Origin of the sequence: Microbispora sp. CL1-1 (genome assembly GCF_012034195.1) — a bacterium.
Classification (GTDB): Bacteria; Actinomycetota; Actinomycetes; order Streptosporangiales; family Streptosporangiaceae; genus Microbispora.
This window is the reverse complement of record NZ_JAATEK010000003.1, coordinates 15,715-30,682: the sequence shown is the minus strand read 5'-3', so window position 1 is coordinate 30,682 and position 14,968 is coordinate 15,715. Positions and strand designations below refer to the sequence as shown.

General features: G+C 71.0%; 10 protein-coding genes. 4 read left to right on the top strand and 6 right to left on the bottom strand.

The features are described 5' to 3' along the window. The first annotated feature begins 260 nt into the window (after nucleotides 1–260). The 3 genes from HCK04_RS04430 (at nucleotide 261) to HCK04_RS04420 (ending at nucleotide 6,433) form a co-directional block, all read left to right on the top strand. Nucleotides 261–1,637, top strand: coding sequence for a cellulase family glycosylhydrolase (locus HCK04_RS04430; protein ID WP_142645595.1), 1,377 nt, complete (start codon nucleotides 261–263; stop codon nucleotides 1,635–1,637). 22 nt (nucleotides 1,638–1,659) lie between these two features. Then, on the top strand, nucleotides 1,660–4,689 hold the full coding sequence (locus HCK04_RS04425; RefSeq protein ID WP_168065651.1) for an endo-1,4-beta-xylanase: 3,030 nt from the start codon (nucleotides 1,660–1,662) through the stop codon (nucleotides 4,687–4,689). A gap of 175 nt (nucleotides 4,690–4,864) precedes the next feature. Beyond that, nucleotides 4,865–6,433, top strand: coding sequence for a glycoside hydrolase family 43 protein (locus HCK04_RS04420; protein ID WP_142645593.1), 1,569 nt, complete (start codon nucleotides 4,865–4,867; stop codon nucleotides 6,431–6,433). A gap of 70 nt (nucleotides 6,434–6,503) precedes the next feature. On the opposite strand, the gene HCK04_RS04415 is transcribed toward HCK04_RS04420, so the two are convergent. Beyond that, nucleotides 6,504–7,295: an SDR family oxidoreductase gene (locus HCK04_RS04415; protein ID WP_142645592.1), complete on the bottom strand. Its 792-nt coding sequence runs from the start codon at nucleotides 7,293–7,295 to the stop codon at nucleotides 6,504–6,506. Between the two features lie 415 nt (nucleotides 7,296–7,710). Here HCK04_RS04415 and HCK04_RS04410 point away from each other — a divergent pair, with 415 nt between their 5' ends. Continuing rightward, the gene (locus HCK04_RS04410; RefSeq protein ID WP_168065649.1) at nucleotides 7,711–8,895 is read left to right on the top strand and encodes an FAD-dependent oxidoreductase; all 1,185 of its coding nucleotides are present in this window, start codon (nucleotides 7,711–7,713) and stop codon (nucleotides 8,893–8,895) included. Nucleotides 8,896–9,008: 113 nt separating this feature from the next. On the opposite strand, the gene HCK04_RS04405 is transcribed toward HCK04_RS04410, so the two are convergent. The 5 genes from HCK04_RS04405 to HCK04_RS04385 are packed head-to-tail and all read right to left on the bottom strand — an operon-like array spanning nucleotide 9,009 to nucleotide 14,664. Continuing rightward, nucleotides 9,009–9,989 (bottom strand): phosphatidylserine/phosphatidylglycerophosphate/cardiolipin synthase family protein, encoded by a 981-nt coding sequence (locus HCK04_RS04405; protein WP_142645590.1) that lies wholly within the window; start codon nucleotides 9,987–9,989, stop codon nucleotides 9,009–9,011. Further along, nucleotides 9,986–10,933, bottom strand: coding sequence for an SCO2521 family protein (locus HCK04_RS04400; protein ID WP_168065647.1), 948 nt, complete (start codon nucleotides 10,931–10,933; stop codon nucleotides 9,986–9,988). The genes HCK04_RS04405 and HCK04_RS04400 overlap by 4 nt, the downstream gene beginning before the upstream one ends. A 26-nt stretch (nucleotides 10,934–10,959) precedes the next feature. After that, a complete protein-coding gene (locus HCK04_RS04395; protein WP_142645588.1) occupies nucleotides 10,960–11,916 on the bottom strand; it encodes an SCO2522 family protein in 957 nt (318 codons plus the stop codon). Next, nucleotides 11,913–12,827 carry an SCO2523 family variant P-loop protein gene (locus HCK04_RS04390; RefSeq protein ID WP_142645587.1) on the bottom strand — a complete coding sequence of 305 codons (915 nt, stop codon included), beginning with the start codon at nucleotides 12,825–12,827 and terminating at the stop codon, nucleotides 11,913–11,915. The genes HCK04_RS04395 and HCK04_RS04390 overlap by 4 nt, the downstream gene beginning before the upstream one ends. Before the next feature lies 1 nt (nucleotide 12,828). Beyond that, nucleotides 12,829–14,664 (bottom strand): SCO2524 family protein, encoded by a 1,836-nt coding sequence (locus tag HCK04_RS04385; RefSeq protein ID WP_142645586.1) that lies wholly within the window; start codon nucleotides 14,662–14,664, stop codon nucleotides 12,829–12,831. Nucleotides 14,665–14,968 lie beyond the last annotated feature (304 nt).

Below are 14,968 nucleotides of genomic sequence, written 5' to 3'. Positions count from 1 at the left end.
TGATCGTAGCCGAAACTTTCGGGATACCTGAACCGGTTACCCCTGATAAGACGCCAGACCGCTCTGATCAAGCCGTGAGCGCCCTTGACGCTTAACCTCAGCTTTACTTATTCTCCGGACCACGAAACATTCGGATATTGACCGAAACTTTCAGCACGACTGCCGACGGCGGGTGGCGGGGGAGGAGACGGGGCGGACGCCCTCCGGCCGCGCCGCCCGAACTCGAGGATCCGCCGGTTTCGAGGATTGAGGAGAGCACGATGACGCTGCTGCGCGTGTCCGGATCCCGGCTGGTGGACGAGGCGGGCAACACGGTCAGGCTGCGGGGAACCGGCCTGGGCGGCTGGCTCAACATGGAGAACTTCATCACCGGATATCCGGCCGACGAGTCCTCGATGCGCGCGGCGGTGCGGGGGGTGCTCGGCGAGGACCGCTATGAGATGTTCTTCGACCGTTTCCTGACTTCGTTCTTCACTGAGGCGGATGCCGACCTTCTGCGGGAGGTCGGCGTCAACTGCGTGCGGATCCCGGTGAACTACCGCCACTTCGAGGCGGACGACCGGCCGATGGAGATCAACGAGCGCGGCTTCCGCCACCTCGACCGGGTCATCGGGATTCTCGGGGAGCGGGGCGTCTACAGCGTCATCGACCTGCACGCGCTGCCGGGGGCCCAGAACCAGCACTGGCATTCCGACAACCCCACCCACGTCGCCGCCTTCTGGCAGCACCGGCACTTCCAGGACCGGGCGGTCCACCTGTGGGAGGCGATGGCCGACCGCTACAAGGACAACCCGTGGGTGGCGGGCTACAACCCGATCAACGAGCCGGCCGACCCGAGCGGCCAGGTGGTCGGGCCCTTCTACGACCGGCTGGTCAAGGCGCTGCGCGCCGTCGACCCCGCCCACGTGCTGTTCCTCGACGGGAACACCTACTCGACCGACTTCTCGGTGTTCCGCGAGGTCTACGAGAACACCGTGTTCGTCTGCCACGACTACGCGCTGGCCGGCTTCGCCCACGGCGGGCCGTACCCCGGGTACACGCGCGGCGAGTGGTGCGACCGCGAGGAGCTGGAGCGCGCCTTCGCCCGCCGCACCGCCTTCCAGCGGGAGACCGGCACGCCGATCTGGGTCGGCGAGTTCGGGCCCGTCTACTCCGGCGACCCCCTGGTGGACGAGCAGCGCTACCAGATCCTGCGCGACCAGCTGGAGATCTACGACGCGCACGAGGCCGGGTGGTCCATCTGGACCTACAAGGACGTCGGACTGCAGGGCCTGGTCTGCGCGGGCGGGTCCTACATGGAGCGGTTCGGGCCGTTCATGGCGAAGAAGAAGCGGCTCGGCGCCGACCGGTGGGGCTCCACGATGGAGGAGACGGCGAGCGAGCTGGCGCCGCTGCACCGGTTGATCGACACGGAGTTCCCTTCCTGGGACCCCTACCCGTGGGGCGCCCGCTACCAGACCGACGACCTCGTCCGGCACATCCTGATCGCCCAGGCTCTGCTGCCCGAGTATGCCGAGCTGTTCCGCGGGCTGGACGACGACGAGCTGCTCGCGCTCGCCGACTCTTTCGCCCTGTCCAACTGCACCCGGCGTGAGCCCCTCATCCGGCTTCTCGCCGACAACCTGGCCGCGCGCTAGCGTGGAACGAGGAGACCTCCCGATGCGCAGCCTCCTTCACCGGGCGGCCGCGGTGGTCCTGTGCCTGTTCACGGGATTACCGGCGGTCGCGGCGAGTGCGACAGCCGCTCACGCCGCGGCCGTGCAGGTCGCGAAGTACGACTTCGAAGACGGCACCACCCAGGGATGGGGGCCCAGAGGCGACGGGGTCGAGGTCGGCGCGACCTCGGACGCCGCGCATTCGGGGTCTCGCTCCCTGCTCACCTCCGGCCGCACCGCAACCTGGCATGGGGCGTCCATCACCCCGCCCTTCGAGAAGGGCGTCACGTACCAGGTCACGGCGTACGCCCGGATGGTGAGCGGGGAGCCGCCGAGCACGATCGCCCTGACCATGCAGCGCACACCCGACGGTGGCGAGACCACCTACGAGCGGGTGGCCGCCGCGACCGTCACCGACGGCGGCTGGGCCGAGCTGTCGGGCACCTACGCCTTCAGCGCCGACTCGACCGGCCTGCAGCTCTACGCCGAGAGCTCCGAGGCCACCGCCACCTACTACATCGACGACATCGTCATCACCTCCGACACCGATCCCACGCGCTCGGGCCTGAGCACCGACTTCGAGACCGGCACGGCGCAGGGCTGGTCGCCGCGCGCCTCGGCGTCCCTGACGGCCACGACCGACGTCGCGCACGGCGGCGCCAACAGTCTCGCGGTGACGAACCGGGCGGACTTCTGGGACGGCCCGGCGATCAGCGTGCTCGGCAAGATGGCCAAGGGGTCGAAGTACACGCTGTCGGCCTGGGTGCGGCTCGGCCCTGACATGTCCTCGGGCAACCTCGGCCTGTCGATCGAGCGCCGGACGAACGGCACCCCCAGCTACGAGCGGGTGGCCGCGCCCAAGGCGATACCGGCGGGGCAGTGGGTGGAGCTCACCGGCACCTACACGCTCGCGTACGACGTGGACTTCCTCAGCGTCTACGTGGAGTCCGACGCCGGCACGTTCCCCTTCTACCTGGACGACTTCGCCCTGACGTACGTCGAGCCCAAGCCGATCCAGACGGACATCCCCTCGGCCAAGGACGAGGTGCCGTTCACGCTGGGCGCCGCGATCTCCCGCGCGCAGACGATCGGCGAACACAGCGACCTGCTGCTCAAGCACTTCAGCGGGGTCACCCCCGGCAACGCCCTCAAGTGGGACGCGACCGAGCCGAGCGAGGGCGAGTTCACCTTCGGCGAGGGCGACTACCTGGTGGACTACGCCGTCGAGCACGGCCTCACGTTCCGCGGCCACACGCTCGCCTGGCACAGCCAGACGCCCGACTGGGTGTTCAAGGACGGCGACCGCGACCTCACCGCCTCGCCGGCGGACAAGGCGCTGCTGCTGACACGGCTGACGAACCACGTGAGGACGCTGGTCGGCCGCTACAAGGGCAAGATCGCGGTCTGGGACGTGGTCAACGAGGTGGTGGACGAGAACCAGCCCGACGGCCTGCGCCGGTCGAAGTGGTTCCAGATCACCGGCCTCGACTTCATCCGCACGGCCTTCCGCGTCGCGCACGAGACCGACCCGGCCGCCAAGCTGTTCATCAACGACTACAACACCGAGTTCCCGCGCAAGCGGGAGGCGCTGTACGCCCTGGTGAAGAAGCTGAAGGCCGAGGGCGTGCCCATCGACGGCGTCGGCCACCAGCTTCACCTCAACATCGAGCAGCCGCCGGCCTCCGAGGTCGAGGCCACCATCGAGAAGTTCGCGACGCTCCACGTGGACCAGCAGATCACCGAGCTGGACGTGAGCGTCTACCCCGACTTCGTCTCCACGTACGACGAGGTGCCGGCCGAGGTGCTCGCCGAGCAGGGCTACCGCTACAAGGAGCTGTTCGACGTCTTCCGCAGGCACAAGAGCCAGATCAGCTCGGTCACGGTCTGGGGTCTGGCCGACGACGACACCTGGCTGTCGACCTTCCCGATCACCCGGCTGAACGCCCCGCTGCTGTTCGACGACGAACTCCAGGCCAAGCCGGCCTACTGGGGCGTCGTGGATCCGGCGAAGCTGCCGCCCCTGGTGCGCAGGCTGGAGGCCCCCGCGGCCAATCCGAAGGTGGACGGCAAGCGCGAGCTCGAATGGGACCTGCTGCCCGACGTTCCCATCGCCCGGGTCGGCGACGTGTCCGCCACGTTCCAGGCCCGCTCGTCGGCCACGAGCCTGTACGTCCTGGCCGAGGTGCGCGACCCGAGCGCCGACCGCGGAGACACGGTGACGTTCACCGTGGGCGGCAGGACGTACACCGTCCGGCGCGAGGACGGCCACCCGCACGGCCCCGACACGGCCGTGGAGAAGACGCCCGGCGGCTACCGGGTGGAGGCGCGGTTCCCGACGGGGCCCCCTGCGGTACCCGGCACCCACGTCACCCACGTCACCGACGTCACCGTGGCGGTCGCGGACGCCTCCGGCGGCTCGCAGACCTCCTGGACGGGCAAGGTCACGTCGACGCCCGCGGTGAAGCTGACCACCGCCCCCAACCGCCGGCCGGTGGTCGACGGAGTCGTCGACCCGGCCTGGGCGCCGGCGCCGGAGATCCGCACCGCCACCTGGATCCAGGGCACGTCGGGGGCGACCGCCCGGGCCCGGGCCCTGTGGAACGGCGACACGCTCTATCTGCTGGCGCAGGTCGCCGACCCCATGCTCAGCGAGGAGTCGGCCAACCCGTGGGAGCAGGACTCCGTCGAGTTCTTCGTGGACCCCGGCAACGACAAGACCAGGGGCTATGGCGACGACGACGGGCAGTACCGGATCGGCTTCTCGGGCAGGACGTCCGTCGGCGGCCCGCTCGACCCCGCCGCCATCGCGGGCAACCTGACGGCCGCCGCCAAGGTCGTCCCCGGCGGCTACGTGATCGAGGCCGCCGTGAAGCTGCCCACGGCCACGCTGCGGGACGGCACGCTGCTCGGCTTCGACGTCCAGGTCAACGACGCCACGGGCGCCGCCAGGACCGGCGCGGTCACCTGGAGCGACGCCACCGGGCAGGGATACCGGGACACGAGCCACTGGGGGGTGCTCCAACTGCGGCACTGAACCTTACAGAGCTCGCACACCTGAGCTCCGGCACGGGACGCAAGCCCGGAGCCCGGCAGACGGGGCCTGGCGCAGGGAGGCCCCGCACTGAAAGGCTCTGGCGCATCGTGCCGGTGCCGGACGGCCCGGTTCCCCGCTCGGGGAACCGGGCCCGTCACGTTCGAGGAAGGGACGAATGATCGACGAAGTCGGCGGGTGGGAGTACCGGAACCCCGTCATCCCCGGGTTCCACCCCGACCCATCGGTGTGCCGGGTGGGCGACGACTACTACCTCGTGACCTCCAGCTTCGAGTGGTTCCCCGGAGTGCCCGTCTTCCACAGCCGCGACCTGGTCAACTGGCGGCAGCTCGGGCACGTGCTCGACCGCCCGTCCCAGCTCGACCTGGACGGCGTGCGCCCCTCGGGGGGCGTCTACGCCGCCACCATCCGCCACCACGACGGCCTCTTCTACGTCGTCACCACCCTGGTGGACGGGCGGGGCAACTTTGTCGTCACCGCCGCCGACCCCGCGGGCCCCTGGAGCGAACCCCGATGGCTGCCGGGCACCCCTGGCATAGACCCCTCGCTGCTGTTCGACGACGACGGCCGGCTCTGGTTCACCGCCACCAGGGAGAAGAAGGCGGCCCGCTACCCCGGCGAGACCGAGGTCTACCTTCTGGAGCTCGACCCGGCCACGCTGGAGCCGCGCGGCGAGGAGCACGTCATCTGGGAGGCCGTCCAGCGGGGCGCCGTGTGGTGCGAGGGACCACACCTGTACAAGATCGGCGGCAGGTACTACCTGCTGACCTCCGAGGGCGGCACGTCGTACGACCACGCGGTCGTGGTGGCCAGGGCCGACCACGTCACCGGGCCGTACGTGCCGAATCCGCGCAACCCGATCCTCACCCACCGGCATCTCGGCCTCGGGCATCCCATCGCGTGCACGGGCCACGCCGACCTGGTGGAGACCCAGAACGGCGAGTGGTGGATGGTGCTGCTGGCCACGCGCCCGTACGGCACGCCGGGCGACCTCGGCCCCGGCAACCTGAGGGGCGACAACCTGGGCAGGGAGACGTTCCTCACCCGGGTCCACTGGGAGGACGGCTGGCCGGTCGCCGCGCAGGTCGAGCCCGTGGCCGTCGCACCGGCGCTGCCCGAGCACCGCTGGCCCGCCGTCCCCGCCTGCGACCACTTCGACGCCGACCGGCTCTCGCCCGTCTGGAACCACCTGCGCACGCCGCGCACGCCCTACTGGAGCCTCGGCGACAGCCGCCTGCGGCTGCGGCTGCGGCCCGAGACATTGGCCCAGCGGGCCAATCCGAGCCTGGTCGTCCGCAGGCAGCAGCACATGGACTTCGCCGTCCACGCCGCGCTCGACTTCCTGCCCGGGGCCGGGGAGTGCGCCGGTCTCGCGCTGGTGCAGAACGACGACCACCACGTGCTGCTCGTGCGCACCGCGCGCGGCCTGGAGCTCGTCCGCAGGAAGGCGGGCGGCGACGACCTGCTCGCCTCCGTACGGGTGCCCGGCCACCGTAGGCTGTATCTCGGCGTGGAGGCGCGCGGGCAGGCCTACCAGGCCAGGTACGCCGTGGCGGCGGGGGAGTGGATCGACCTCGGCGACCCGGTGGACGGCAGGATCCTCAGCAGCGCCGTGGCCGGCGGCTTCACCGGCGCCTACGTCGGCATGTACGCCAGCTCCAACGGCCGTCCCAGCTCCAACGTCGCCGCGTTCGACTGGTTCGAGTATCTGCCGCTCGGCCCGTGAACCGGCCGTACACGGCCGCGGAGACCCGGCCACGACGCGGCGCCTGACGCGGCCGTGTTCCGGCCGCGCTTCAGCGCATGACGCGGCGGAAGGCGGAGCCGGCCGCCCGCACCGCCAGGGCGGGCGAGAGCCGTACGGCCCGCCACGTGGCGCGGGCGGACGCGGGCGCGACGATGAGCGCCTGGTTCCTGGCCACGCCGCGCAGCACGTCGTCGGCGAGCGACTCCACGGGATACAGGCGCCCCTGGGCCCGTACGGCCACCGTGCGGGCGCGCAGCCCGATCTCGGTCTGCGGCAGCCCGGGGTTGGCGTTGTCCAGCAGTGGAGTGTCGGTGAAACCGGGGCAGACCACGCTGACCCGCACGCCGTGCGCCGCCGCCTCGGCCCGCAGCGCGAGCGACAGCCCGACGACGGCGTGCTTGGTGGCCGTGTAGGGCAGCATCATGGGCGCGGGGGTCAGCCCGGCCAGCGACGCGGTGTTGACGATGTGCCCGTAGCCCTGCTCGACCATGAGGGGGTACGCCGCGTGCACGCCGTGGACCACCCCGCGCAGATTCACGTCGATCGTCCGGTTCCAGTGGTCGAGCGTGAACTCCTCGGCACGGCCGCCCACCGCAATGCCGGCGTTGTTGAACAGGAAGTCGAGCCGCCCGTGCTCGGCGGCCACCCCGGTGACGAGGTCCCGCACGGCCTGCGCGTCGGAGACGTCGCACACGACTCCCGCGCAGCCGAGCTCCCCGGCGGCGTCCTCGGCTCCCCGGACGTCGGCGATCGTGACGTTGACGCCGCGCCGTACGAGCCCGGCGGCGACGGCCCGCCCGATCCCCGACGCTCCGCCCGTGACGACGGCGGTCTTCCTCACGCGCTTCCCCTCGCTTGAGCCTTCGGCTCATCCCGGATGCCCATCGACCGCCACGAACGGCGGCTGATCGGTTCATCATGCCCAGATCGCGGCAAAGCTCTCATGCCGCCGAATCGCAGGTATGCGCGGCCGTCTCCGGCCGCCGAAGCAGACCTCGCGCCCGAATTTCACGCCCGAACCGCGCGCCCGAACCGCGCGCCCGAACCTCGCGTACGACCGAGCGGCCCGGGTGCGGATCTTCCTTGCGGAGCGGCAGATCCAATAAGTCGGGAAGGAGAAGCGCGGCGCGATCGGGATCTGCGCGCCGCCAAGATTTTTGCGCGGTAGAGTTCGGCGAGGTCACCCGTGTGTGGCCTTCATGAACGGCCCTCCCTCGCCTACTGTCGAAGCGAGGGGACGGCGAATTGGAGCCCGCGTGCCTGAATCCTGTGACGTCGTGATCATCGGTGGTGGCGTGATCGGCTGCGCGATCGCGCACAGGCTCGCCCAGCGCGGCACGAGCGTGGTCCTCGTGGACGCGGGGCAGCGTCTCGGGCTCGGGGCCTCGGACGGCGCGATGGGCGGCATCCTGACCCAGACGGAGCGCTCCTGCCTCGGCCCGCTCAGCAGCGTCATCAAGCGCAGCCGCGACGCCTACCCGCAGTGGCTGGAGGAGATCCACGCCGCCTCGGGCGTCGAGGTCCCGGTGCTGGACGGCGGTGACATCCAGGTCGCGCTGGACGATGCCGAGATGGAGCGCCTGGAGACCAAGGTGCTGCCGCAGTGGAAGAACTCGCCGTTCGCCGTCGAGCGGCTGACGGCCACCGACGCCAGGAGCCTCGAACCACTGCTGAGCGAGCGCGTCGTCGGCGGATTCCTGCTGCCCGAGGAGCTCGCGCTCGACCCGAGGGTGCTCATGGCCGCCCTGGCGACGGCCGTTCTGTCGGGGAGCACGCCGATCCGGGTGCTCAGCGCGGTGCGCGCCACCGGCCTGCGGACCGGCCCCCGCGGTGTCGAGGTGGAGCTCCACGACGGCCGCCGGGTGTCGGCGGAGCAGGCCGTCGTCGCGGCCGGTCACCTGAGCGGGGTCTTCCTGCCGCGCCACCGCGACCACCTGTTCCCCATCAAGGGCGTGGCCTTCGACGTCCGGCCGTCCGGCGCCGTCACCTACCCGCTGCGCCACCACATCTTCGCTGAGATCACGGAGGACGGCCGGGAGTACTTTCCCTACCTCGTCCCCCGTCACGACGGCAGGGTGGCCGTCGGCGTCACCTACGAGGAGAACGTGGGGGACGTGACGGTGACCGCCGCGGCGATCGAGGAGATCCGGCGGGGCGTCGCCGCTCTGATGCCCAAGGCGGCCACCTGGCCCGTCGGCCGGCGCTGGGCCGGACTGCGGCCGGGCAGCGCCGACCACATGCCCATCATCGGCCACGTGGACGACCACGGCCGGGTCGTGGCGGCGACCGGTCACAGCGGCCTCGGCGTGACGCTCGCCCCCGTCACGGCGGAACTGGTGGCGGCCCTGGTCGGCGGCACCGCCGGCGACCGCGAGAAGGAACTGCTCGCCGTCGTCCGTCCCGACCGCCCCTTCTCGCCCGCGCCGGCTCCGTCCGCGTAAGCGTCGCCCACGCCACTGGTGCCGCCCGCGCGGGCTCCGTCCGCGTAAGCGTCGCCGACGCCACCGGCCCCGCTACGCCGGTCTCGCCCGCCCCCGCGTCGGGTACGTGCCGGCTACGCCGCCGGTGTCGCGGCCTCCCAGAGCTCGGCGAACCGTTCGGCCCGCTCGCGCACCCGCTCCTGGTCCTGTGCGAGAACCGTGCTGTGGATCACCGGGGCGATGCCGTCGCCGACCTGCGGGGCGGGGTTGGACTCGTAGTAGACGACCCCGTCGAACAGGATGAAGTCGGACAGCGAGCCGCGCAGCAGAGGCGGCGCGTCGGAGAGCAGCAGCGTGCGCACCTCGATCCCGACCGTGGTCTGCCACTTCCACACGCGGCGGAACGCCTCGGAGTCGAGCCGCTCGGAACGATCCACCACGAACACGCGGCGCACCCGCGCCCCCCGCTGGACGAGGTCGCGCTGGAGCTTGACGTAGCGCTGCCCGAGGTCGGTGTGCCAGAAGCCGCCCTCGAACTCGGTGTCGCGGGCGTCCACGCTGGTCAGGCTGATGGCGTCGAGACTGACCCGGGCGTTGCGCGCGAGCGCGAGCAGCCAGTCGCGGTCCTCGCCCTCGTACAGCGCGTATCTGCCGTCGGACAGCTCGCCGAGGAACTTCGCCATCCGGGTGACCTCGTGGTGCACCAGGCTCTTGACGAGGTCGGGCATGTCGTCACGGATCTTGGCGGCGTTCTGCACCAGCTCGGCCACACCCCTGGTCTCCAGCGCGGACATCTCCACGACGCCGAACAGCTTGCTCGCCTCGTTGATCTTGGAGAAGCTGTCGGCCACCAGGTTGTGGGTCTTCGTGTGCTGCCTGCGCTGCTCCTGCAGCACGGTTTCGAGCTGGTCGTCCACGTCCGCGAGGAACTGCACGACGAAGACGACGCCGCTGATGAACGTCGCGAGCAGCAGACTCCACAGGTCCTCGTTCGGCCCCTGGATGAGCGCGTTGCTCATCAGATAGCTCACGCCGCCCACGAGCACCGTCACGAGGACCTTGCGCACAACCCTCGGGACGAGCGACGGGGAGGGTTCGGGTGTTGCTCCGGTCACGGTGACCTCCGTCCGGCTTCGGCGGTCGCACTCAGCAGGGCAAGGGTGTTCATCGCGACCTGGTCGCGGACCCGGTCGACCAGGGAACGCCACTGCCGGGTGAACCCCGGCCGCCGCTCCAGGCTCTCCCAGAACGGCGTCAGCCACTCCTCGACCCGGGCGGCGGGCATCCACAGGTGCATGAGGTGGTCGATGGCCGGCGCCAGGCGGGCCACGGCCTGGGCTCCCGGAGTGCCGCCGATCCGCGCCCGCTCGACGATGACCAGCAGCGACGTCAGCAGCCAGTCGTGCGTCGCCAGGTCTTCGCACAGGTCGACCACGGCGGGGGTGAACGGGCCGGGATGCGTCAGGCGCAGCGTCCGCTCCTGCTCTGCGTGCAGGGTGAAGCGGATCGACGGCTCGCCGGTCTCGGCCACCCACCGCAGGCTCGTACGCGGGATCTTGAAGGGGGCCCGCCGGTCCAGCAGCGGGGACTGCTGCACGAGGTCGAGGAAGCGGCCGCTGACGGCGCCCAGGTCGAGGCAGGCGCCATCGGGGCGGCCGGGCATGGTGTCGCCGGTGAACCCTTCGACGAGGTCGGCCGCCTTCACCTTCCCCAGAACCTCCACGACCCCCGGCCGGGCCAGGTAGTGCGACCAGGGGAGCCTGCGGTCGGCCTCCGAGCGCACCACCCGGACGTACGACGACCCCTGGGCCACCCGGCCCCCGGTCACCGCGCAGCGGGACACCACCGTGCCGACGGCCCTGACCCGGGAACGCGACGCGGTGGGCAGGGCGCAGTCCACCCCGGTCAGCCGCTCGGGCGACAGCGCGTGGACGATGGGACGGCGGGAGACGCGCACGGTCTCCCCGGCCATGAGCCCGAGCACCTGACGGCACGTCGACTCGGAGATCTCACCGGAGTTCTGCAGCAGCCCGGTGTGGACCTCCCCCATCACCAGCATCGGGCCGTCCTCACAATCGCAACCCCTCAGACGAAGACGTAGGAAATGCGGTCGACGAGCTCCTCTTCGAGCCGGATTCCCTCGCCCTCGCTCCGGGTTGCGACCTGCCGCAGGACCTCGTCGTCCACGGCGAACTGGCTCAGGATCGTGCGTACGGCCAGCTCGACGGGCAGGAACCGGGGGGAGAGGACGGACAGTGTGGTGTACGCGCTGAACGGCGCGGCCTGGGGGTTGAGCCGGACGACCGCGGGCAGTTCGTCCCAGTCGCGGGGCCAGTCGCCGTCGAGGGCGACCGGCGGGAGGGGCACGCGGCCGTCGCTGCGCAGCAGCCCAAGCCGCAGGAGCTGCCAGACGGCCGCGAGAAAGGGGCAGGACCAGGTGCGCCGCGGCCCCTTCTCGTCCCACAGCTCGACGTCCACGAAGATCGAGTGGCCGCGTTTGGCGTTCTGCGCGGGCGGCTCCCACGGCCGGACCTTCCCCATCGCCTGCATCGGCGCGGTGCGGGGCGAGCGCGAGCCGTTGCACAGCCAGCCCGTCTCCTTGACCGGAGGGCGCGATCCGTCGGTCTCCGGCGGCGGGTCGTCCACGAGCCGGTCCTCCACCAGCCGGGCCAGCTCGACGCCGCCGGACTGGGCGCAGGCCGACTCGCGGGCCAGGTAGTCGATGGTCAGGTCGTGCTCGGCCGCCGCCTCCAGGACCATCGGGACCAGCTCGGCCGGGGTGCTGAAGCGGCTGAAGTAGTCGTCCACGAGAAAGCAGGTGCTCACGCGGGCCCGGCCCCCCGGCACCCGCTCCTGCCACATGGAGCGGACCGTGGCGAGCCACGGCGCGACCCTGCGGAACTGCTCGCGTAGCCGGTCGGGGCCCGCCTCGTAGTCCTCCATGTAGAGGTGCCCGAGCTCGACGGACACGTGGGAGAGAGGTACGGAGGCGATCCTGCGCTCCGCCGCCACCTCGCCGAACGTCGCGTGCACCGGCGTCACAAGCCCTCCCACGCGCTGTCGTCGACGATCTTCTTGGCCAGCTCCTCGAACGCGGTGGCGGTCTCCGCGTTCGCGATCTTGCTGGCCAGCACGTCCTCGTCGGTGATCAGTTGCTCGCGCCACTGGAGGACCGGGTCGAGCGGGATCTTGCCGAGCATGGCCGTACGGCCGACGCCGTGGCGGCCGGCCAGCTCGCGCAGCTCGCTGTCGCACGCGCTCAGCCAGGCCCGCTGCTCGTCGCGCAGCCCGACGAGCTCCGCCGCGTCCGGTTCGAGCACGGCCGTGCGCACGAAGCGGATGCGGTCGCGCAGGTCGTCGGCGTCGTGGCCGAACCGGGTGCCGACGTCGAGCAGCCCGTCGGCGCCGGTGACGAGCCCGTCGGCCGCGATGATGTGCTGGCGCGTCCAGCGGTGGAAGACCAGCCACCGGAACGGGATCGCGGGCATCCGCACGGTCGCCGCGAGAACCAGCTCCGCGGTGAACGACCGGCCCGCGCTGACGTCGATCATGCAGAGGTCGAACTCCTCGTCCAGCCGCCCGAGAAGCTGGACGCAGCGGCCGACGACCTCGTCGGTGAGGGCCGACAGCTCGCCGCCGCCCTCGCTGCCCGGCAGCAGCACGAGCCGCCCCGCGCCGGGCGGGCGGGTGCGCAGCCCCTCACGGTCGGACTCGGCCCACACGTCCACCCGCCGCGGCTGCGGGCACTCGCCCCGCAGGTAGTGGTGCAGGCCGTTCTCCCGGGTGCCGCGGGCCACCGCGCTGACGCTGAAGATGGCCCCCGCGGTCGGCGAGCCGAAGTCGAAGTCGAGATAGCAGACGTCGTTGCCCTGCAGGGCATGGCGATACACGATGTTGGTGCCGGTGACCGAGCGCCCGGTGCCGCCCTTGTCGGAGATCGCGAAGACGAGCATCTCAGATCGCCTCCGACGCGCTGTCGCGGGCGGCGGACAGCCGTTCGAGGCCGAGCAGCGCGTCGTTGATCAGCGCCTGGGCGGTGGCCGGCCGGTCGCTGACGATCGCCCTGGCCCGCTGCAGCGACGCCTGGATCGAGCGCAGCTTGGGCTGGATCGTCTGCCCGCCGGCCAGAGGCCGGGTGACCAGCTCCTGGTCGAGCAGGTGCTCGGCCTCACCGAGCATCTGGAGCGCCAGCTCGACGAGCTGGGGGCTGCGCAGCGGCGGCTCCCCGCTGGAGGACGCGGCGGCGACGAGGAACTCGACGACCCGCTCGCTGAAATACCAGGACGGCTCCTCGTCGCGCGCCTCGATGTCGGCGAAGACGTTGCCCGGCTGGTCCCACAGGCCGGCGGCCGGGCCGTCGGCGTGGCGGCGCAGCATGATGTGCCGCCAGATCTGGTCGGCGAGGGTGAGCAGCCGCTCGCGCATCCGCGTGTTCTGCGCGATGGAGGCGGCCCAGATGGTGCGTTTCAGCAGCGTGATGGCGAAGTCGGAGACGACCCAGAGCAGGTGGGGGCCGAGCGCGTCGCTGCCGTGCAGGTTGATCGGGACGCCGGGGGAGTGCATGAGCACGGGCGGGTCGCCCGCCACCGCCCTGCGGGTGATCCTCGCCCGGATCGCCAGCTCCTCCAGCACGCCGGCCACCCGGCCGAGGTCCACGTCGGCCGCCCGGTTGTTGACCAGGCTCTGCACGACCATGGCGGTGACGCCGAGGCTGTAGTAGTCGGACTCCTTCTCGTCGACCGTCCGCCAGGGGATGTCCTCCAGCGGCCAGGTGCCCCGCCCGAACGTCGCGATGGTGCGCCAGTAGGACTGGGTGAGGTCCCAGCGGCGCTGGATGGCCTGGGCGAGGGTGATCTGGTCGTCGTTGAGCAGGCTCAGGACGCGGGTGCGTTCGGAGAACAGGTCGGCGATGCCGACGAGGGCGTTGACGGTGAAGTACAGGAACGGCGTGTCGGCGGCGACGCCCTTCGGCTGCGGGCCGATGTCGAGCGGCGTGACGACGTCGGGCGCGTCCTTCACGATGCCCCACGTCCAGCCGCACTCGAACAGCAGGTTGTCGTTGTCCAGGTCCACCTGGCTGCCCGAGCCGATCGTCAGGTCGCGCAGGCCGGCCCGCACCGGCTCCAGCGCGCGGCGCAGATCGTCGAGCACGCGGCGCTCGGGCGCGCCGGTCTGGTTCACCGTGCGCAGCAGCGCGCGGCCCGCGGTGGAGCCGGGGTCGAACGCGTTGACCGTGAAGCTGCGCAGCAGGCCCGTCATCGCGGCCGACAGCCGCTTGCTGGCCAGCTCCTCCAGCTCGCGGATCTCACGGCGGATCGCCTCGCGCCGCACGCTCTGCCGGAAGACCTTGAGAAAGCCGAGCGTGCCGAGCGTGAGCGTGACCGACATCGAGAACGAGTCGACGACGTCGAGCTGGAGCTGCTCGGGAGTGACCTTCGCCTCGTCGTCCACCGGCCGGAAGTAGGTGCCGCCGGAGAACAGGGGCCGCCCGTCCTCGGCGGTGTAGGTGCGCAGATACTGGCCGATCACCCGCAGCAGCAGCTTGGGGATCTGCACCGAGTCGCCGAGGGCCACGAGCGCGGCCAGCACGTCGTCGGCCGTCTCGTCCGGAGTGTCCAGGCGGAAGCCCGGCAGTTCGGAGGCCGGATACATGAAGCACAGAAGCTGCTCGGCGTCGGAGATGGAGTTCGACCCGTCGCGGCCGCCCCACGTCCAGACACCGTCCCGGTAGGAGGCGCGCGCTGCCGCCTCCCAAAGCTCCAGAAGCTGCTGTCGCGGCTGGAGTTTCATCCGTGGCCCTCTCTGCGCTGCGCCGTGCGCGCCTTCTCCGTGCTGCCGTGGAGAAAAAGCACGCTCGTGTGGCCGGGCGGGACCGAGGCCGGGGTCCCCAGACCCTCCCTAGGGGTTTCCTTTTCCAATTCAGGTGGAGACGGAACCACCACAACCCTTATACCATTGGATTCCTGCTCCGTCGCCTGGACCATCCGTGGTATTTCGTGCACCGCCTGGTTGTCGTGGTTTCAGAGATACCACAGAGAAAAACAGACATATATGTCCTAAGTCTGAAAGATATTTGAAATGTCCCAAACTGCGG